Source organism: Cupriavidus sp. 05L310 (assembly GCF_056398185.1).
Window position 1 is genome coordinate 1 of the sequence record NZ_JBFTOX010000012.1, and the last position, 19,612, is coordinate 19,612.

The 19,612-nt window shown below is 67.3% G+C and carries 18 protein-coding genes; 11 read left to right on the forward strand and 7 right to left on the reverse strand.

Annotated features, from left to right (window positions below; all coding sequences use genetic code 11):
• Positions 1-234 precede the first annotated feature (234 nt).
• From AC1DS6_RS10795 to AC1DS6_RS10825, 7 genes are all read right to left on the reverse strand, one after another.
• On the reverse strand, positions 235-2,022 hold the full coding sequence (locus tag AC1DS6_RS10795; RefSeq protein WP_441633807.1) for a PHA/PHB synthase family protein: 1,788 nt from the start codon (positions 2,020-2,022) through the stop codon (positions 235-237).
• Entirely contained in the window at positions 2,019-2,801 is a 783-nt protein-coding gene (gene phbB / locus AC1DS6_RS10800; protein ID WP_477102482.1) for an acetoacetyl-CoA reductase, read from the reverse strand. Before phbB ends, AC1DS6_RS10795 begins: the two co-directional genes overlap by 4 nt.
• Positions 2,791-3,300 carry a hypothetical protein gene (locus AC1DS6_RS10805; protein ID WP_477102483.1) on the reverse strand — a complete coding sequence of 170 codons (510 nt, stop codon included), beginning with the start codon at positions 3,298-3,300 and terminating at the stop codon, positions 2,791-2,793. Before AC1DS6_RS10805 ends, phbB begins: the two co-directional genes overlap by 11 nt.
• Before the next feature lie 31 nt (positions 3,301-3,331).
• Positions 3,332-3,535 carry a YgaP family membrane protein gene (locus AC1DS6_RS10810; protein ID WP_441633803.1) on the reverse strand — a complete coding sequence of 68 codons (204 nt, stop codon included), beginning with the start codon at positions 3,533-3,535 and terminating at the stop codon, positions 3,332-3,334.
• 169 nt (positions 3,536-3,704) lie between these two features.
• Positions 3,705-4,202, reverse strand: a complete 498-nt coding sequence (locus tag AC1DS6_RS10815) for a hypothetical protein (RefSeq protein ID WP_441633801.1) — start codon at positions 4,200-4,202, stop codon at positions 3,705-3,707.
• 136 nt (positions 4,203-4,338) lie between these two features.
• Positions 4,339-6,639: a heavy metal translocating P-type ATPase gene (locus AC1DS6_RS10820; protein WP_477102484.1), complete on the reverse strand. Its 2,301-nt coding sequence runs from the start codon at positions 6,637-6,639 to the stop codon at positions 4,339-4,341.
• 27 nt (positions 6,640-6,666) lie between these two features.
• Complete coding sequence (locus AC1DS6_RS10825) at positions 6,667-7,002, reverse strand: ElaB/YgaM/YqjD family protein (RefSeq protein WP_045241564.1); 336 nt, start codon at positions 7,000-7,002, stop codon at positions 6,667-6,669.
• Between the two features lie 343 nt (positions 7,003-7,345).
• Here AC1DS6_RS10825 and AC1DS6_RS10830 point away from each other — a divergent pair, with 343 nt between their 5' ends.
• From AC1DS6_RS10830 to AC1DS6_RS10880, 11 genes are all read left to right on the forward strand, one after another.
• Positions 7,346-7,813: a CBS domain-containing protein gene (locus tag AC1DS6_RS10830; protein ID WP_441633797.1), complete on the forward strand. Its 468-nt coding sequence runs from the start codon at positions 7,346-7,348 to the stop codon at positions 7,811-7,813.
• 160 nt (positions 7,814-7,973) lie between these two features.
• The gene (locus AC1DS6_RS10835; RefSeq protein ID WP_441633811.1) at positions 7,974-9,110 is read left to right on the forward strand and encodes an ABC transporter permease; all 1,137 of its coding nucleotides are present in this window, start codon (positions 7,974-7,976) and stop codon (positions 9,108-9,110) included.
• A gap of 2 nt (positions 9,111-9,112) precedes the next feature.
• The gene (locus AC1DS6_RS10840; RefSeq protein WP_477102485.1) at positions 9,113-9,811 is read left to right on the forward strand and encodes an ABC transporter ATP-binding protein; all 699 of its coding nucleotides are present in this window, start codon (positions 9,113-9,115) and stop codon (positions 9,809-9,811) included.
• Positions 9,808-10,905: an HlyD family secretion protein gene (locus tag AC1DS6_RS10845; RefSeq protein ID WP_441633793.1), complete on the forward strand. Its 1,098-nt coding sequence runs from the start codon at positions 9,808-9,810 to the stop codon at positions 10,903-10,905. The genes AC1DS6_RS10840 and AC1DS6_RS10845 overlap by 4 nt, the downstream gene beginning before the upstream one ends.
• Positions 10,905-12,368, forward strand: coding sequence for an efflux transporter outer membrane subunit (locus tag AC1DS6_RS10850; RefSeq protein WP_441633791.1), 1,464 nt, complete (start codon positions 10,905-10,907; stop codon positions 12,366-12,368). Before AC1DS6_RS10845 ends, AC1DS6_RS10850 begins: the two co-directional genes overlap by 1 nt.
• 107 nt (positions 12,369-12,475) lie before the next feature.
• Complete coding sequence (mgtA, locus tag AC1DS6_RS10855; protein ID WP_477102524.1) at positions 12,476-15,058, forward strand: magnesium-translocating P-type ATPase; 2,583 nt, start codon at positions 12,476-12,478, stop codon at positions 15,056-15,058.
• 114 nt (positions 15,059-15,172) lie between these two features.
• Positions 15,173-15,874: a VIT1/CCC1 transporter family protein gene (locus AC1DS6_RS10860; RefSeq protein WP_441633789.1), complete on the forward strand. Its 702-nt coding sequence runs from the start codon at positions 15,173-15,175 to the stop codon at positions 15,872-15,874.
• Positions 15,875-16,057: 183 nt separating this feature from the next.
• Positions 16,058-16,213 carry a DUF3309 family protein gene (locus AC1DS6_RS10865; protein ID WP_441633787.1) on the forward strand — a complete coding sequence of 52 codons (156 nt, stop codon included), beginning with the start codon at positions 16,058-16,060 and terminating at the stop codon, positions 16,211-16,213.
• A gap of 211 nt (positions 16,214-16,424) precedes the next feature.
• Positions 16,425-17,774 (forward strand): phosphoribosyltransferase family protein, encoded by a 1,350-nt coding sequence (locus AC1DS6_RS10870; protein ID WP_477102486.1) that lies wholly within the window; start codon positions 16,425-16,427, stop codon positions 17,772-17,774.
• 233 nt (positions 17,775-18,007) lie between these two features.
• A complete protein-coding gene (locus AC1DS6_RS10875; protein WP_441633784.1) occupies positions 18,008-18,847 on the forward strand; it encodes a universal stress protein in 840 nt (279 codons plus the stop codon).
• A gap of 119 nt (positions 18,848-18,966) precedes the next feature.
• The gene (locus AC1DS6_RS10880; RefSeq protein WP_477102487.1) at positions 18,967-19,596 is read left to right on the forward strand and encodes a glutathione S-transferase family protein; all 630 of its coding nucleotides are present in this window, start codon (positions 18,967-18,969) and stop codon (positions 19,594-19,596) included.
• Positions 19,597-19,612: the final 16 nt, after the last annotated feature.

Below are 19,612 nucleotides of genomic sequence, written 5' to 3' on the forward strand. Positions count from 1 at the left end.
AAGGCGATGCGAGTTTGGGTCCCGGCCGCTCTTTTCGCCGGATCCCGAGGGGGTGTCGCCCCATCCGGCGCGCCTTCTTTGCCTACTTTCTTGGCAAGACAAGAAAGTAGGTCGCCCCCCGCAGGGGGGTGAAACCGCCTTTGACTTTAGGCCTTTGAAGTTGAAGTTGAAGTTGAAGTTGAAGTTATGCACGAGCACTCACCCCCCCGCCGATTCCCCCATCAAATCCACCCACTACCGCTCCAACACATAACCCCCAGGCGCATCCGCAAGCGCACCAGACCCCACATCCCGCGCACCAACCCGCCCGGTCGAACGCGCCGCCAGCCACGCTTGCCAGCATGGCCACCACGACCCTTCATGCCGCTCAGCCCTGGCAAGAAACCGCTCCGGACTCCCATAAGGCGCATTGGCGTCACGGGTTTCCACCCGATATCGCCGGCCAGGGTGCGAAGGTTCGGAAACAATGCCGGCATTGTGCCCCCCAGATGTAAGCAGGAAGGTCAGCGGGGCAGGGGTGAGCAGATGCAGCTTGTAGACCGAGCGCCACGGCGACACGTGGTCATGCTCGGTGCCCACCGCAAACACCGGAAACCGCAGGTCGGACAAGGCAACGGGCCGCCCGTCCACGCAGTAGCGCCCGGTGGCGAGTTCGTTGGAGAGGAACAGTTTGTGCAGGCATTCCGAATGCATGCGGTACGGCAATCGGGTGAGATCGCGGTTCCACGACACCAGGTCGCTCGGGCGCAGCCGCTTGCCGAGCAGGTACTCGCTCATCATGCGGGACCAGACCAGGTCGCGTGAGTGCAGCATCTGGAAGGCGGCGGCCATCTGCGGGCCATCCAGGTAGCCCTGCTGGTGCATCATCGCGTCCAGCGTGGACAAGGCGCTGCTGTCGATGAACAGGCCGAGTTCTCCCGGCTCGGTGAAGTCCGTCTCGCTGGCGAGCAAGGTCAGGGTTTGCAGCGGCGCGCCATTGTCGTCGCGGCTCAGCGCCGCGGCGCAGACGGCCAGCAGGGTGCCGCCCAGGCAATAGCCGGCGGCGTGGATGCGCGCGTCGGGGCAGCGTTCGCCGACCACGCGCAAGGCGGCCCGTATCCCCAGTTGCAGGTAGTCGTCGAGGCCCATGCCGGCCGCTTCGGCATCCGGGTTCTTCCACGAGATCATGAAGACCGTGTGGCCTTGCCCGACCAGGTAGCGCACCAGCGAATCCCGCGGCTGGAGATCCAGGATGTAGTACTTCATGATCCAGGACGGTACGATCAGCACCGGCTCCCGCCATACCTCGGCACCGGCCGGCGAGTACTGGATCAGTTCCATCAGCGCATTGCGGTACACCACCTTGCCGGGTGTGACCGCGACGTCCCGCCCGACCTTGAAGGTGGGCGGGCGGCGCAGGCTGGGATCGCGCGACAGGTCGGCCACCACGTCCTGCATATCGTGCAGCCAGTGCCGGGCGCCGTGCAGGAGGTTGGTGCCGCCGCTGGCGGCCGTGGCCTGCAGCACCACGGGGTTGAGCCACCAGGCATTGCCGGGTGAGCAGATATCGATCATCTGCCGCGCGCAGAACGATACGATCCGCTCATGGTGGGGAGACACGCCACGCAGCCCGTGCGTCAGCGACTCCCATAGCGCTTCGTTGTTGTGAAAGACGTCGCGCCAGAAATGGTAGGGCCACTGCGACCAGGCAGGGTCGGCGAAGCGCAGGTCGGACGGCCGCGCCGGCATGCCGGGCGTTGGCTGCGCGCTCGACGGCCCCGGCCACATGCCGGCGGCAGTGGCAATCGTTGCGCTCATCCACTCTCCCACGGCGGCGTCGACCTTGCCGGGGGAGATCGCCAGGTGCAATGCCCAGTCCAGCCCGGCCAGCCAGAACGAGGCCAGCGACATGCCTTGCGTGGCGCTGGCCAGGGTGGAGCGTACCTGCTCGTCGAGCTGGTGCCGTTCGGCTTCCATGGGGCCGCAGCCGCATTCCGCCTCGGGCGCTGCGGCGATTTCACTGGTCGGAGCGGGTGCGTTCATTGCATGTGCTGTCCGCCATTGATGGCGATATTGGCGCCGGTGACAAACGCCGCGTCATCGGAGCACAGGTAGGTAATCAGCGCGGCGACTTCTTCCGGCCGCCCGAGTCTGCCAACCGGGATCTGCGGCAGGATCCTGGCCTGGAGGATGTCGGCAGGCATGTCGGTGACCATGTGCGTGGCCAGGTAGCCGGGCGAGACTGTGTTGACGGTCACGCCGCCGGCTGCCACTTCCAGCGCCAGCGCCTTGGTGAACCCGTGTATCCCGGCCTTGGCGGCGCAATAGTTGGTCTGGCCGAAGGCGCCCTTGGAGCCATTCACCGAGGCGATGTTGATGATGCGGCCCCAGCCGCGGCTGACCATGCCGTCGCACAAGGGCTTGGTCATGTTGAAGATGGAGTCCAGGTCCGTCCTGAGTACGATGTCCCAGTCGGCTTTGGTCATGCGCCTGAAGGTCATGTCGCGGGTGACGCCCGCGTTGTTGACCAGAATATCGACCTGGCCCATTTCGGCAAGGACCTGCGCGGCGCAGTACTGGCATGCTTCGAAATCGGCCACGTCGGTGGCAAAGGCGCTGAACTCGCGTCCCGCTGCCCGCTGGCGCGTTAGCCAGGCTTCGACATGGTCATTGCCCATCGAATGGGTGACGGCCACGCGATGGCCGGCGTCGTGCAGGCGCATCGCGATGGCTTCACCCAGTCCGCCCAGGCCGCCCGTCACCAGTGCGATCCGGCCTGAAGGCGGACTGGCGGGCATGCCGGCGGGGCGGTCAGCTGGCATGGATGACATTCTTGCGCGTCGCGGCCAGGGCGCCGTCTGCCGGCTCCGCGCCTGTGCCGTTCAACGCGGGTTTCAACGCCGCGGCCTGGCTGAATTTCTCGAACAAAGCCTGCACCGGCGCCATCATCGAGGCGGTATTCCCCGCCTGCTGCAAGCCTGTCGCCTGGCAGCGCTGCCAGGATTCGCCGGCTTCGCGCATCTGTTCCACCATGGCGGTCTGGTTGTGGATGGCGAGACGCATCCACGCCTGCATCAGCTGCGCGCAGTGTTCGGCTTCATTACGCAGGATGGTGACGGGCAGCGTGGCGAAGGCGGCGAAGTTGCTGGCATTGGCAAGCTGCTCGCCGACTTCGCGCGTGGTCTCGATGTCCCGGCGGATGGCGTCGAGCTGGATCTCAAGGAAACGCTCGCGGCTCTCTTGCATCAATGTCAGCGCGCGCAGGCCTGCTTCGCAATTGGCGCTGAAGAACGCGAAGGGGGCGTCGGTCTGGTCTGTCATGTGAGTCTCCGTATTGGGATTGGTGGCCACGTCAGTTGGGCTTTCCGCACGCGGACGGACAGGTCCTGACGCCGAGCATGCTGTAGAGCGGGCAGATGCGAACGAGTCCGGTCAGGACGGGAATCACGCCGATCCATCCCCACGCGCCGATCGTGCCGGTGACGGCAAGGCCGATCAAGGCCAGGCCGGCGACAATCCTGAGGGTCCGGTCAACGGTTCCGATATTGGCTTGCACGGTGAACTCCTTTCGATAGCCCGGCAGGGTAGATGTGATTCGCCGAGGCGGCTGCGCGATCCGGCGAGTGCACGATTCCAATATAGCCAGATGGCTGGCGCCGGCTTTGATCTGCGGCAACCGCCGCGCGCAATCGACGCAAGGAGCGCACACCGCGATGCTGCCGGTCTCATCGCAGGCTGGGCCGCGGACACCGCGACTCGCAATAGACCCAGTCATCTTCCATTTCATTGATGCGCAGGCGGAAGGTGTAGCTGACCGCATTCCGTCCGGCCGTGAACCGGCGCGCCTGGCTGTCGGCCTGATATTGGGCACGCACGGTATAGGCACCCGCCGGTACCTGCATATAAAGCAGGGGGCCGCTGGAAACGACCCGCAGGAGCCGCTTGCCGTCGCCATCCACGAGCGATACCGTGACGTCGGACAATGCCTCGCCGCCCTTCGCGTTGTAGAAGCCAAGCCGCACATTGAAGCGGCCGGCCACCGCGCGCATGGCCTTTGCCTCGTCCTCGCCGACACCGCCGGACACATAGGCGATCCCATTGATCTGCAGTACCTGGGGCAGGGCTTCAGGATTCGGCTGCGCCGCATGCACGGGCAGTGCGGTACCGATGAGCCCAGCCAGCGCCGCTGCCGCGAGCGAGCCGGGGATAAGTTTGCCAGCCATGATGGAGTCGGTCCGTGTCTGAGTCTGCCCGCCTATGTCAAGCGCGGGCCGGTGTCTCCAGTATTGCCGGTGGCGCGGCTTGCCGCTTGATCCAGCGCAATGACGCGCAAGGCTGGGCGCGCCGGCGGGCAGTCCGTCAGGCGTCGCCCAGCGCGTGATACAACTCGTCCTCCTGCGCGAAATGCAGGCGCAGGATCGCATTCAGCTCATACAACAGGCGCCGGACTTCCTGCGCGCTTTCCAGGTCGATCCCGTCCGCGGGCTGGTCGGCGGCGATGCGTTCCAGCAGGCCCACCAGGCGGAAGATCTCGCGGTGCCCGCCGCTCAGCGCGGCCAGCGGGTCCCTGCCGCCAAGCCGTTGCGCCAGTTCCGGATAGAGGTCGGCGTCGTCATGCCGCTCATGCGCGAGCAATTGCTGGCGCAGTGCCTGGTTGAGATGCGCGAGTTCCAGGGCGGCGACGCCACCGGGGAGGCTGGCAACGCGATCCGCCATCGATCTCACCTGGTCGAGCACCTGCCCCAGTTCGGCGTGCTCGGTCTTCAGTTTCGCGGTTTCGGCCCGGGAGAGCTGCGCGGGCAGCCAGTCCGGTCCCGCCTTGCGGGCCCGCAGTGCGTTCAGAATCACGGCGACGTCGATCGCCTCCTGCAGCAGCGCCCCCGCAAGCGGCGGCAGGTAGCCGAAGGCGGCTGCGATCATGGCCGCCAGGGAAAGCGCCATGCCTGCCACTACGCTCTGCACGGCGATACGGCGCGCGCGCCTGGCGATCTGGATGGCTTCAGCCAGGCGGTCCAGGCGGTCGACCAGCAGGACGATGTCAGCCGCCTGCGCCGACGCGGCGGCGCCCGCGGCGCCCATTGCCACGCCGACGTCGGCGGCAGCCAGCGCGGGGGCGTCGTTGACGCCGTCGCCGATCATGATGACCGTGTCGTGGCGCTGCGCCTCGCGGATCGCCTCGAGCTTTTGCGCCGGCGTTTGCTGGGCGCGCACTTCCGTCACGCCCAGCATCGCGCCGGTCATCTGCGCAACGTCGTCGCGATCGCCGGTCAGCATCACCATGCGCCGGATGCCGGCCTGCCTGAGCAGCCTGAGCGCGCGGGGCGTGTCGAGCCGGATCTGGTCCGCGAGTTGCAGCGCGCCGCGCATGGCGCCATCGACGCCAAGGAAGACGGCCGACGCACCTTCATGGCTCAGGCGCCGCAGCAAGGCCGTGCTCCACGGCTTGGGCACGGTTGCCCTGGCCACATGTGCCAGCGAGCCCAGGGTGACGGCGTGGCCGTCGACGATGCCGCTCAGTCCGGCGCCGGGTTCCTCGCCGACCTTGGCCGGCAGCGCCAGTGCCAGCCCGCGTTCGCGGGCTGCGGCGACCAGTGCGCGCGAACTCACATGCACCGATGCCTGTGCCAGCGAGGCAGCCAGGCGAAGTACTTCATCGGGCGCGTCTCCCGGCGCTGCCTCAATGGCCGAGACGCGGGCCTGGCCGGCGGTCAGCGTGCCCGTCTTGTCGAAGAACAATACGCGGCACTGCGCCAGCCTTTCGAGCGCGGCGCCGCTCTTGACCAGGATGCCGCGGCTGGCGCTGCGCGACATGCCGCAGACGATGGCCACCGGCACTGCCAGGATCAGCGGGCAGGGCGTCGCCACCACCAGCACCGCGAGGGCCCGGCGCGCATCGCCGGTCAAGAACCAGGCGGCGCCCGCCACGGCCAGCGCCAGCGGCACCAGCAGCAGGGCATAGCGGTCGGCCATGCGCGTCGACGGGCTGCGGCTTTGCCGGGCCTCCATGACAAGGCGGACGATGCCCGAATAGGTGCTTTGCGCCGCCGTGGCGCCCGCGAGCATCTCGAACGGCGCGCCGGCGTTGACCACGCCGCTGCGCAGGGGCTCGCCCGGCGCGCGGCGCTGCGGCATGGCCTCGCCGGTGAGGGTGGATTCGTCCAGGTCGGCGGACTGGATCAGCGTCCCGTCGGCAGGCGCCACTTCGCCGGCGCGTACCAGCAAGCGGTCGCCCGGACGCACGAGGTCCAGCGGCACCGGCCGCCATTCCCCGTTTTCGTAACGGCTGGCCTCGCGCGGGGCGTGGCGCAGCAGCGCGCTCATCTCGCTTGCGGCGCGCGTTTCCGCGTAGCTCTCCAGCGCGCGCCCGCTGGCCAGCATCAGGCTGATCACAGCCGCGGCAAAGTGCTCGCCGAGCCACCATGCGAAGCCGATCGCCAGCAGCGCAAGGATGTCCACGCCGGCCTGGCGGCGCCATGCCGCCAGGATGGTGCTGGCTGCCAGCGAGATCAGCACCGGCACGACGCCTGTCAGCCACACGGCGCGCGCGTGCGCGACCGATTCGAACCAGTACAGCAGCGAACCCGCGCTCAGCGTGACTGCGGAGAGCGAGAGGAGCCCGATATCGAGCCAGCGGTGATGGCGGGGCTCCAAAAGCGCCATGCTGCGATCAGCCCCGGCGATCCGTGCTCAGTTCCGGCGGGCGAGCGCCAGGGCGAACAGCGCCCCGCAGGCGGCGGCAACGGCCGCGGTGGCGCCAAGGGTGCGCCATGGGTGCGCATGCACGTACTCCTCGCCGGCGTCGGCCCAGTCGCGGACCTGGTCGCGGCCTTGCGCCTGCAGATCCCGCAGGCGTAGCTGAAGCGCCTCCAGCTGTGCCTTGAACTGCTCACGGGCCTGGCCGGCTTGCTCGCCGGTCAGGGCGGCGGTGTCGCGTAGCAATGCCTGCACATCGGCCAGCAAGACGTTGATGTCGTGCTGTAGCGTGGCACGGTGCGCGGACAGGGCGGATCTGAGGTCGTTCACGGCATTCTCCTGGCTGGTTCGGTCGAAGTGGATACGGGGGGCATGAAGCGTGACGTATCCGCAATGGCGGATAGCGCAAAGGCACTTCCCACTATAGGCAGCGGGCCCGCGCGCCGGTTGATCCTTATCAATGCCTGGCGCCGTGGCGGGGAGCGATCCCGCCTTCCAGGCGCGGCAAAAGCCGGCAAGCGGGTTGATTTGCATCAATGGCGGCCGCGCGCCCGGCGCTAGACTGAGTTCAGGTCCGGCGCGCCTTGCAAGCCACTGTGCATCGCCGATGTACCGCACGCGAAGCTTGATGGGCGCGTGTAGGCCGGCTACGCCACGCCACGCCAGGAGAATCATGATGAGGATCGAAGAGATTTGCTCGCTGTCCGCCGTTCATATCCCGCATACGTGCACGCTGCGCGACGCCGCCGTGCAGATGCGCGACCGCCACGTCGGCGCGCTGGTGGTCACCGAGCCCTTCGGCGGGGGCCAGCGCGCGATCGGCATCGTGACGGACCGGGACATCGTGCTGGAGAGCACCGCCGCGGGCATCGCGCCCGGGCAGGCGACCGTGGCCGACGTGATGACGCGCGGCGTGGTTGCGATCGGCAAGGATGCCGGCATGGACGACGCGCTGCAAGCGATGCTGGCGCACGGCGTGCGCCGGCTCGCGGTAACGGATGCCGAGACGGTGGTTGGCGTGCTGTCCCTGGATGATCTGGTGGACGCCCTCGGCTCCCAATGGAACATGCTCGCCAGCGTGCTGCACAACGAGCGTGAGCGCGAGCGCTCAGGCAGCGTGCAGTCGCCGCTGCACACCTGAACGGCGGGAACGCGAGGTTTGCTGCGCGGCTCGCCCCCTACCCCAGATGCCCTCCCGGATCCCGCCCGGAGTGGGCGATGGTGGTCGCTGGCGGTAGGTAGCTGTAGGTGGCGCGGCCAATGCGGCCAATGCGGCACGCTGACAAGAAAGAAAAAGTATGGTGCCCGGCATTCTCAAGCTCGCCTACAAGCTGCTGGTCAACGACCGGGCCAAGTTCACCGGCCTGCTGGTCGGGATCACGTTCGCGGTGTTCCTGATGATCGAGATGACGTCGCTGTTCGCCGGCGTGCTCAACCGCTCGTCGTCGACCGTGTACAACATCGGCGCGAGCATCTGGGTCATGGACCCGGCGGTCAATACCGTGGCCAATACCATCGGCATGCCGGACTACATGCTCAATGCCGTGCGCAGCATCGAGGGCGTCAAATTCGCGGTGCCGCTTTACTCGGGCGGCGCGCTGGTGCGTCTGAAGAGCGGCACCTACCAGCCCGTGACGGTGGTCGGCATCGACGATGCCAGCCTGTTCGGGCGGCCGGATGTGCTCCAGGGCAGGGTAGAGGACATCTATGCCGAGAATGCTTTCCTGGTCGTCAAGGATGCCGAATTCCGCAAGCTGGAAAACCCCGTGGTCGGCACGGATTTCGAGATCAACGACCATCGCGGCGTGGTGGTCGGCATTGCGCAGGTCTCCACCAGCGGGCTGTTCGGCGTGCCGACGCTCTATACGACCTACCAGCGCGCCATCCAGTATCTGCCGACCGCGCGCTATACGATCTCCTACATCCTGGTCGAACCGAAGTCCGCGGCCGATGTGACGCGGATTCAGCGAGAGGTGCAGAAGCTGGGCTACCGCGCGCTGACCAAGGACCAGTTCATCCAGCGCATCTCCGACTTCTACAAGTACCAGACCGGGCTCGGCACCAATATCCTGCTGATGACCGTGATCAGCTTTATCGTCGGGCTGTCGATCTCGGGGCAGACTTTCTACACCTTTATCCTGGAAAACCTGGAAAAGTTCGGCGCGCTCAAGGCGATCGGCGCCAAGGGGCACGAACTGGTGGCGATGATCGTGTTCCAGGCAACCTTCACGGCGCTGACGGGATACGGCCTGGGCATTGGCCTGTGCGCCATCCTGATCAGCCTGGCGCGGCTGCGCCTTCCCAACTACGCCGCCATGATCACCTTCCACAACCTGGGCCTGGCGCTGGTCATGGTGATCGTGATCGCCGGGGTGTCGGGTTATATCGGCGTGCGCAAGGTGCTGCGCATCGAGCCCTTCGATATTTTCCGGGGGTGAGCATGCCGCGCGTTGCCATTGCCGCGAAGGCGCTGGACAAATGGTTCGGCGAAGGCGAGGCCCGGACCAATGCGCTGCGGCAGGTCAGCTTCGAGGCGTACTTCGGCGAGATCCTGTTTATCGTGGGCCCGTCTGGCAGCGGCAAGACCACGCTGCTGAGCGTCATCTCCGGCATCCTGCGCCCGGACGGCGGCGAGGTGATGATCGACGGCACCAGCATCTGGACGCTCGATAACGATGCGCTGGCCGCATTCCGGCTCGCCAGGATCGGCTTCGTGTTCCAGGACTTCCACCTGTTTCCGCGCCTGACCACGCTGGAGAACGTGGCGATCCCGCTGATCCTCAAGGGCCGCGACTGGAACGATGCGTTGAACGAGGCCAAGCGTTACCTGGAAATCGTAGGCCTGGCCAACCGCGCCCAGCTGCCGCCGATCAAGCTCAGCGGCGGCGAGCAGCAGCGCGTGGCCATCGCGCGGGCCATCGTCAGCCAGCCGGATATCCTGATCCTTGACGAGCCCACGGCCTCGCTGGACGGCGATACCGGCCACGCCATCATGGCCTTCGTCAAGACGCATATCCTCAACGACCGTCGCTGCATCGTCATCGTCACCCACGACGCCCGCATCTTCGACATGGCCACGCGCATCCTCGACATGGAAGATGGCAAGCTCAAATGCATCGAGCGGGGAGTGGCCGGATGAAGATCAGGTGGTTGTTCATCCTCTCCGTGGCAGGAGCCGCCACCGGCGTGGTGGCCGCCATCTTCTACGCCCAGCAAAGACCGCCGCTGCCGCCGGCATTCGAGCCGGCCGCCAATCCCTACAAGACTGGCATCTACGCCAACGGCATCATCGAGAGCTACCAGGAGAACGGCGCCAACATCAACCTCTATCCCGAAGTCGCGGGCACGGTGGTGCGCATCCCCGTGCGCGAGGGACAGGAGGTACGGCGGGGCGAGGAACTGCTGGTGATCGAAGATTCGGTCCAGCGCGCGCTGGCGGCGCAGCAACAGGCGCAGGCGGAGGCCGCCGAGGCCGTACTGGCGCAACTGAAGGCGCTGCCGCGCAAGGAGACGCTGGATGTGGCGCGCGCGCAGGTGGAGGCGAGTGCGGCGGGCCTGAGGACAGTTCAGGATCAGTTTGACAAACTGCAGCGATCGTATGCGCTCAACGCTCGCTCCGTCAGCCAGGACGCCATGGACAACGCAGCCAACGCGGTGCGCGTGGCGCGCGGCAACGTCGACGTTGCGCGCCGCCAGCTGGAACTGACGCGCGCTGGCGCCTGGGTCTACGATATCCGTAACCAGGAACGGCAGGTGGACGCCTTGCGCAAGGCCGCTGCCGCCTCGGCGGCATTGCTCGGCAAGTTCGTGATCCGCGCGCCGGTGGACGGCGTGGTGATGTCGGTCAATACGGCGGTGGGCGCCTTCGTGTCCTCGCTGGGCACTTATGGCACCTACACGCAGGGCTACACGCCCGTGATCGTCATGGGCAGCGTGCCGGGCACGCTGGCGGTGCGCGTGTATGTCGACGAGATCCTGCTGCAGCGCTTGCCCGGCGCCAAGGCGGGCAAGGGCATCCAGGCGAGGATGTTCGTGCGTGGCACCAACACCAGCATCCCGCTCGAGTTCTTGCGCATGCAGCCTTACGTCACGCCCAAGATCCAGCTTTCCGACCAGCGCACCGAGCGCGTGGACGTGCGCGTGCTGCCCTTGCTGTTCAAGTTCAGCCCGCCGCCCGACGTCAATGTCTATCCGGGCCAGCTGGTCGATGTCTACGTGAGCGGCGCATCGTGATGCGCCATGCGCTGCCCTGGATCGCGGCGGTCCTTGCCTTGCTGGGCGGTTGCGCCGTGGGGCCGGATTTCGTGCGCCCCGACCCGGCTGTGCCGGCCAGCTTCACGCGTGGGGGAGACGCGGCGCGGACGCCGGCTGGCGATGGCGTTTCGCAGCGCTTCACCGACGCGTCCGCGCTGCCAGCGGACTGGTGGCGCATGTTCGGCAGCACCGCGCTGGACAGCGCCATGGACGCGGCACTGGCTGGCAACCCCACGCTGCAGGTAGCGCAGGCCAACCTGCGGCAGAGCGAGGCCGCCATGCGCGCCGGTGCCGGCGTGTTCTATCCACAGTTGGACGCCACCGCCGGGGCGACGCGGCAGGCGGCCACGCCGGTCCGCTTTGGCCAGTCCGTTCCGTCCAGCGTCTTCAACCTGTTCTCGCTGACCGCCACCGTCAGCTACACGCTCGACCTGTTCGGCCTGAACCGGCGCGCGGTCGAGGCGCTGTCCGCGCAGGTCGACCTGCAGCGGCAGACGCTGGGCGCCACCTACCTGGCGCTGACCGGCAACCTGGTCAACACCGTGGTCGCGCAGGCCGGCTATGCCGCCCAGATCCAGGCCACCACCGAGCTGGCGGCACTGGTGCGCGAGCAGGTGGAGATCACGCGCGCGCAAGTGCGGGCCGGGACGGCCGCGCACGTCAGCGAGCTAAGCCTGGCGGTGCAGCTTGCCTCGCTGGAGGCGACGCTGCCGCCGCTGCGGCAGCGGCTGGAGCAGGCGGATCACCTGGCGGCGACCCTGTCGGGCCGTTACCCGGCCGAGGGCGAGCCCGTTGCCGTGACGCTGGAGACCTTGCGCTTGCCGGCTGACATTCCGCGGGTGCTGCCGGCGGAACTGGTCCGGCGCCGTCCGGATGTGCTGCTGGCCGAAGCGCAGCTTCACGCTGCCAGTGCCGAAGTGGGGGTGGCCACCGCCGCCATGTTCCCTGCCATTACCCTGAGCGCAGGCTACGGCCGCGACAGCTTGCAGATCGGTTCCCTGTTCGGTGGCAATAGCGCGGTCTGGAGCCTCGGGGCGGGCATCACGGCTCCGCTGTTCCACGGTGGCGGACTGTATTACCGGCGGCAAGCCGCCGTGGCCCAGTGGGATGCCGCGCAGGCCGGTTACCGGCAGGTTGTGCTGGCTGCCTTCGGGCAGGTAGCCGATGCGCTGCGTGCCCTGGAGCACGATGGCGAACTGGTCGCCGCCACGCGCCAGGCACGGGACGTCGCCTACGAGGCCCTGCAGGAGTTGCAGGCCAACTTCCAGGCCGGCACCGCCGGCTACCTGCAGGTGCTGGTGGCAAACGCGCAGTACCACCAGGCCGATATCGGCTACCTGCAGGCCAGGACCCAGCGGTTGCAGGACACCGTGGCATTGTTCCTGGCGCTGGGCGGGGGCTGGGACGCCGGTGCCGCGCAAGCGCAGGCAAGGCGGCCGTGATGATCGTCCGGGCCATCCGGTGGCTTGGCGAGAGGGTGAGCCGGATGCACCGCCGGCATCCCGCATCGTCCGGCGGTCCGGCCGGCCCGGAGCCCGCGTCCTGCGGCATGCCGGATGCGTTGCTGCGGGCTGCCAACACGCCGCTGGCGGCCTTGCTCAAGCAACTGGACGCCAGCCCGGACGGCCTGACCCATGCCGAGGCCGAACTGCGGCTGCGAAGCCATGGCCCCAACCTGGTGGCGCACGAGCGCCCGCGTCCGGCGGTGATCGACCTGCTGCGCCGCCTGCTCAATCCGCTCAATGTGCTGCTGCTGACGCTGGCGGCGGTATCGGCGGCCATCCGCGATTACGACGCCGCGGCTGTGATCGCGGTGATGGTGATGCTCAGCGTTGGCGTGGCCACGGTGCAGGAGCGCCGCTCCGGACGCGCGGCGGCAGCGCTGCGCGCCATGGTCCATACCACCGCCGCCACGCAGCGCAGGGCCGGGCCGGGGACATCGCCCGCCATCAGCGAACTGCCGATCGGCGCGCTGGTGCCGGGCGACATCGTCCACCTGGCGGCGGGCGATCTTGTCCCCGCGGATGCCAGGCTGCTGGCGTCGAAGGATCTGTTTGTCAACCAGTCGGCCCTCACCGGGGAATCGCTGCCTGTGGAGAAATTCGCGCGCGAGAGCGCCAGCGGCGACGAACCCGGCACGCTGGAGAACATCGTGCTGATGGGCACGGCCGTGGTCAGCGGCAGCGCGACCGTGGTGGTGGTGCTGACCGGGCCGCGCGCCATGTTCGGCGGCATCGCCCGCTCGCTGTCGGAGGAGACGTCCGGCACGGTATTCGAGCAAGGCCTGCAGCGCTTCGCCCGGTTGATGATCGGCCTGATCGTGATCCTTGCGCCGCTGGTGTTCCTGATCAACGGACTGACCAAGGGCGACTGGCTGGAGGCGTTGCTGTTTGCGGTGGCCGTCGCCGTGGGGCTGACCCCCGAGATGTTGCCCATGCTGGTGACCGTGAACCTGGCGAAGGGCGCGCTTGCCATGTCGCGCCGCAAGGTGATCGTGAAACATCTCAGCGCCATCCAGAACCTGGGGGCGATGGATGTGCTGTGCACCGACAAGACCGGCACGCTGACGCAGGACCGCATCATCCTGAAAAAGCATGTGGACCTGGCTGGCCGGGAGACCGCGCGCGTGCTGGAGTTCGCCTACCTGAACAGCTACCACCAGTCGGGTTTGCACAACCTGCTGGACAAGGCGGTGCTCTTCCATGACGAGGTGGGCGAAATGCTGCGGCAACAGGGCGGCTATCGCAAGATCGACGAGGTGCCGTTCGATTTCGAGCGGCGCCGCATGTCGGTGGTGGTGGATGGGCCGCAGGGCAGGCTGCTGGTCTGCAAGGGCGCGGTGGAGGAGGTCTACGCAGTCTGCGCCAGCGCCGAACTTGGGGGGCAGGCCATTGCGCTGGATGATTCGCATCGCCACGCCCTGATGACGGTCTGCAATGCGCTCAACGAAGATGGCTTCCGGGTGATCGCGATCGCCTACAAGCCCTTGCCGCCGGCGCCCGATACGCAGCCCTACTCGGTGGCGGACGAATCCGGGCTGATCCTGCTCGGCTATATCGCTTTCATCGACCCGCCCAAGGATAGCGCGGCGCCGGCGCTGGCGGCACTGCGCGGCAGCGGCATCGAGGTCAAGGTGCTGACCGGCGACAGCCCGGTGATCGCGCGCAAGATCTGCCGGGAAGTCGGCATCGACGTGGACCGCGCGGTTCTCGGCCACGAACTCGACGGGCTCTCGCCGCAAGCCCTGGGGGAACTGGCCGAACGCACGCAGCTCTTCGCCAAGCTGGCGCCGGCGCACAAGGCGGCCATCGTCAAGGCCCTGCGGGCGCGCGGACGGGTGGTGGGCGTGCTGGGCGACGGCATCAACGACGGACCGGCGCTCAAGGCGGCCGACGTGGGCATCTCGGTGGACAGTGGCGCCGATATCGCGAAGGAATCGGCCAGCATCATCCTGCTGGAAAAGAGCCTGCTGGTGCTGCACGACGGCGTGATCGAAGGCCGCAAGGTCTTTGCCAACCTGCTCAAGTACCTGCGCATGGGCGCCAGCTCGAATTTCGGCAATATGTTCAGCGTGCTCGGCGCGAGCGCCTGGCTGCCGTTCCTGCCGATGGCGCCGATCCAGGTGCTGACGAACAACCTGCTCTACGATTTCTCGCAGACCGCGCTGCCGACGGACAACGTCGACGAAGATGCCATCAGCCGTCCGCGCCGCTGGGAGATCGGCAAGATCGGCCGCTACATCCTGTGCATCGGTCCGATCAGTTCGCTGTTCGACTATGTCACCTTTGCCACGCTTTATTGGCTGCTGGGTGCGAGTACGCCTGCGCAGCAGCACCTGTTCCAGACCGGCTGGTTCCTGGAGTCGCTGCTGTCGCAGACCCTGATCGTCCATGTGATTCGCACCCGCAAGATCCCGTTCATACAAAGCCGTGGCAGTACCGCGCTGATCACCACCGGCGTAGCGATCTGCCTGACCGGCATCTGGCTGCCATACTCGCCGCTGGCGGCGCCGTTGGGGCTGGTGGCGCCGCCCGGCGTGTTCTGGGTGCTGCTGTTGCCGATCCTCGTTGGCTATTGCTGCCTGACCTATGTGCTGCGGGGCTGGCTGGTGCGGCGTTTTGCCATCGACTGAACGCGTATCCACGCACAGGCACGGCCGGGCAAACGGGTGCCTTCGTTGCAACCGGGAGGCCTCGCAGGTAGCATCATCAGGTCATCTGCAGTCCACATCGGAGGCCGCTGCACCATGAGGTCCTTATCCCGCCACAGTGAACGTCACCGGGTTGATCGCACAGGCTGGCTGCGCGCCGCGGTGCTCGGTGCCAATGATGGCATTGTCTCCACCGCCAGCCTGGTGCTGGGCGTCGCCGCCGCCAGCGCGAGCCAGGCGAACATCCTGATGACCGGCATCGCGGGCCTGGTGGCCGGAGCCATGTCGATGGCCGCGGGGGAATATATCTCGGTCCATTCGCAGGCGGACACCGAGAAGGCCGACCTGAGGCGGGAGCGTGGAGAGCTGGATGCCGATCCCGCCGCCGAGCAGCACGAACTCGCGACGATTTATGTGGAGCGGGGGCTTGAGCCGGGTCTTGCCAGGGAGGTAGCGGCGCAACTCATGGCACACGACAGCCTGGCGGCCCATGCACGCGATGAGCTCGGCATTTCGCAGGCGCTGAGCGCACAACCCATCCAGGCTGCCATGGCATCGGCCGCCAGCTTTGCCGTCGGCGCGCTCCTTCCGCTGGTGGTGGCCTGGCTGGCGCCTGGCCGCGGGCTGATGCCATGGGTATCGGGAATGTCGCTCATCTTTCTCGCCGCGCTAGGCGCCGTCGCTGCGCAGGTCGGCGGTGCCAGCAGAATCTCGGGCGCGGGACGCGTCACCTTCTGGGGCGCGCTCGCCATGGCCATCACCGCCGGCGTCGGTGTACTGTCTGGCGCCGTCCTTTAGGGCATCGGCTTGCGTCATGGACGCGATGTCCTGATCGGGATGCTCCGCGCAAGACAGGGCCAGCGCTGCTATCGCACGCCACCCGTCCCGCCCGCGCGCGGCTTGATACACGACAACTGCCAGGCTTCATTACCGCATATAGTGACCTGACAAGCAGCGGCTGGAAGTCAAGGAGGACGCGAAATGCTGGGGACTATTCTGTTAATTCTCCTGATACTGGTTCTGATCGGCGCAATGCCAGCCTGGCCGCACAGCCGGAGCTGGGGTTACGCGCCCAGCGGCTTGTTGGGACTGGTATTGCTGATCGTCATCGTATTGCTGGTAATGGGCCGAATCTAGCGTTCCCGGCGCCAGACGCACCACCGGTGAACTGGCAGTGCCTGATATGGAACACGCTCTGGTATCCGGGGGGGCACGTGAGTAGGGTGCGCTTCACGTTGAGACCGGCTGTTGCCAATCCTTGACATAGCGCAAGTGGTATCGCCGCTGGGGGTCTATTCTGGGCGCTAGCCGCGCCGCGCTGCCGTGGCACACAGCAGAGGAGCAGATCGTGAGTCCGCTAGTTGCCCGCTTTGAGAGCCGCGAGGACGCCGCGGCGCAGCTAGCCGAAGCGCTGCGCGCCTATCGTGGCCAGCATCCCCTGATCCTTGCCGTTCCGAAGGGCGGAGTAGCTGTCGGGCGCGGACTTGCCGACGCCCTGGAGGGCGATCTCGATGTGATGCTGGTCAGCAAGCTTGCCGGCCCGGACAACGCCGTCGCCGCGATTGGCGCCGTGACGGAGAACGGCTGGACCTACGCCGTCGAGTGCCCGGCGGGGGGACAGCCCGATCCCGTCCATTTTGCGCAGGAGCGGCTGGCAAAGCTCGATCTGCTGCGGCAACAATGCGCGATCTACACGTCGCATCGCGCGCGGCTGGACCCGCGTGGCCGTGTTGTGATCCTGGTGGACGACGGTATCTGCACTGGCGCCACCATGATGGCGGCGATCCATACCGTGCGCAGGCAGCAGCCGGCCAGGCTGGTTTGCGCCGTTCCCATCGGCGCACCAAAAGGCCTGGCGGTGGTCCGCGCCTGCGCCGACGAGGTCGTGTGCCTGCGGGCAGCCGGGACGGATCCCGATATCCACCACGCCTACCAGCGCTTTCCGCTGGTGGACGACGCGGAGGTCCGTGCGCTGTTGTGGCGCGACATCGAATCGCGCAACGCCGGGGCCATCGGAGCAAGAGCCCTGGCCGATGGCTTGCCGGTTGGCATCGCGTGCGACGGCACCAGGCTTCACGGCGTGCTCGACGCCCCCGGCAATCCGGTCGGGCTGGTGCTGATGGTCCATGCCAACGGGGGCGGCGACCACGCTGTGCGAAACCAGTATGTCGCGAGGAAACTGAACGCCAGGGGACTGGCTACGCTGCTGGTGGACCTGATCGGGCCCAGGGAGCCCATGCGGGCGGAAAAGCGCCAGGATATTGCCATGCTGGCCGGACGGCTGCGAGCGGTGATGCAAGCGGTGCCGGGCTACGTTCGCACGCGGCTGCGCTTGCCGGCGCTGCCCGTCGGCTGCTTTGGCACCGGCACCGCCGCCGCCGCCGCGTTGAAGCTGGCGGGAGACGCGGGCGCGGATTTGCGCACGCTCGTGCTCGCCGCGGGGCGAGTGGACCTGGCCGACGCCGATACCCTGGGCAAGGTGGCCGTACCCACGCTTCTTGTGGTGGGTGCCGGCGATCCGGAAGGCATCCGGATCAATGACTTGGCGTTCGCCAGCCTTCGCTGTCCGCGGCAACTGCGGCTGGTGGCGGGCGAGGGCCGGGTATTCGAGGAGCCCGCCGCGATCGAGGACCTGGCCACGCTGGCAGGCGGCTGGTTCTCGCAATTGCTTGCCGACGGGCGGATGGCCGTCATGTAGGCGTGCCTGCCGGGTGTTCACAGAATGCCAACATCCGTTGCGCGCATCGCGAAGGCATCGAAGCGCGGCTCGCACTGCCGCGGATTCCCATGTACAGCGTTGCCCGATGGCCCCGGCCCGGCCATATTGACCTGGCGCAACGACCGGACAGTCCGCGCTTGCGCTGCGCGGCGCAGGCGCTACAGTGCATTCTGACCCGATCACGAGCCCGGCCGACGGGCGGGAGCCTCCTTATGTCCTACGCCACCATCATGGTGATTCTCGATCCCAGCCGGCGGTCATACCATCGCATCGAAATCGCCGCGCAGCTTGCCGCCAGGCACAATGCCACGCTGGTCGGCATGTTCGCCTGCCATCGACCCGAACCCGCGTGGGTGTACCGGCTGCCCGACGGCGCCGGTTACCTCGATGCCCTTCAGGCACGTTACGAGGAGGATGGCGAGATCGTGCGGCGCAGCTTCGAGGGCGCGACGGAAGAGCTGCCGATCACTGCGCAATGGCAGGCTTTCGACGGGCTTCCCCTGGCCATCGGCCAGCGCGAAGCGCGCCTGGCGGACTTGCTGGTGGTCGGCCAGGCCGACCCGGCGGATCCGACGGCCTTCGTGGCCGAGGGGTTTGTCGAATCCATCGTGCTTGCCAGTGGCCGGCCGGTACTGGCGATTCCCAGGGCGGGCCGGTTCAACACCGTTGGCAGCCGCGTGCTGATCGCCTGGGACGGCGGGCGCGAGGCGGCACGCGCCATCCACGATGCGCTGCCATTTCTGCGCCAGGCCGAGGCCGTGACCATTGTCACTTGCACGGTGGCGGGCAAGGCCGACGACCCCTGGAACACGCCTGCGCAGTACGCCGCGACCTGGCTGGCGGCGCATGGCGTGACGGCGGCGGTATGCAATCTCCCCGTGACCGACCTGGCCGACGCGGGCGAGCGGCTGCTGTCGGAAGCCGCCGACCTGGATGCCGATCTCATCGTGGCCGGCGCCTATGGGCACAACAGGTTCCGTGAGGTGATGCTGGGTGGCGTGACCCGGACGTTGCTGGAAACCATGACGATTCCCGTGCTGTTCTCGCACTGAGTCCGATATCCAAACCGGGTAGCCCAGCGGCCATCGCCCGGCGTCCCGGCAGCGCGGCCTTGCCTGGTGTATCGTTGACGTCTTCCGCAAACAAGGTGTTTTCACTGGGGACGCATGGAATGCTGACGATTTGGGGCAGGGCGAATTCGGTCAATGTGCAGAAGGTGCTTTGGTGTTGCGACGAACTCGGCCTGCCGTTCGAGCGCATCGACGCCGGCATGCAATTCGGCGGCAACGACCGGCCCGAGTATCTTGCGATGAATCCGAACGGGCGCGTCCCTACGCTCATCGATGACGGCTTTGTGTTGTGGGAGTCGAATTCGATCCTGCGCTACCTTGCCATGCAGTACGGGAAGGGCACCACGCTGTACCTGGCCGAGCCGAAGGTGCGCGCAAGCGTGGACCGCTGGCTGGACTGGTCCCTTTCGACCTTGCAGCCGGCGGAAAGGCCGGTATTCTGGGGTTATGTGCGAACGTCGGCCGCAGAGCGCGACGTGGCGCGCCTGAATGCCGACGCCGCCACCGTGGCGGGCCTGTGGCGGATGATCGACCGGCAGTTGCAAGGCCGCGATTTTCTCGAGTGCGGCACGTTCACGCTGGCTGACCTGGTGCTGGGTGCGTACGCGCGCCGCTGGTACGGCCTCGACGCCCAGATCGACCGCCCCGCAACGCCGGACCTGGACCGCTGGTACCAGGGCATCGGCGGGCGTGCCGGCTTCCGGCAGCATGTTGGCGTGCCGCTGAGCTGATCCAGGCGCAAGCCAG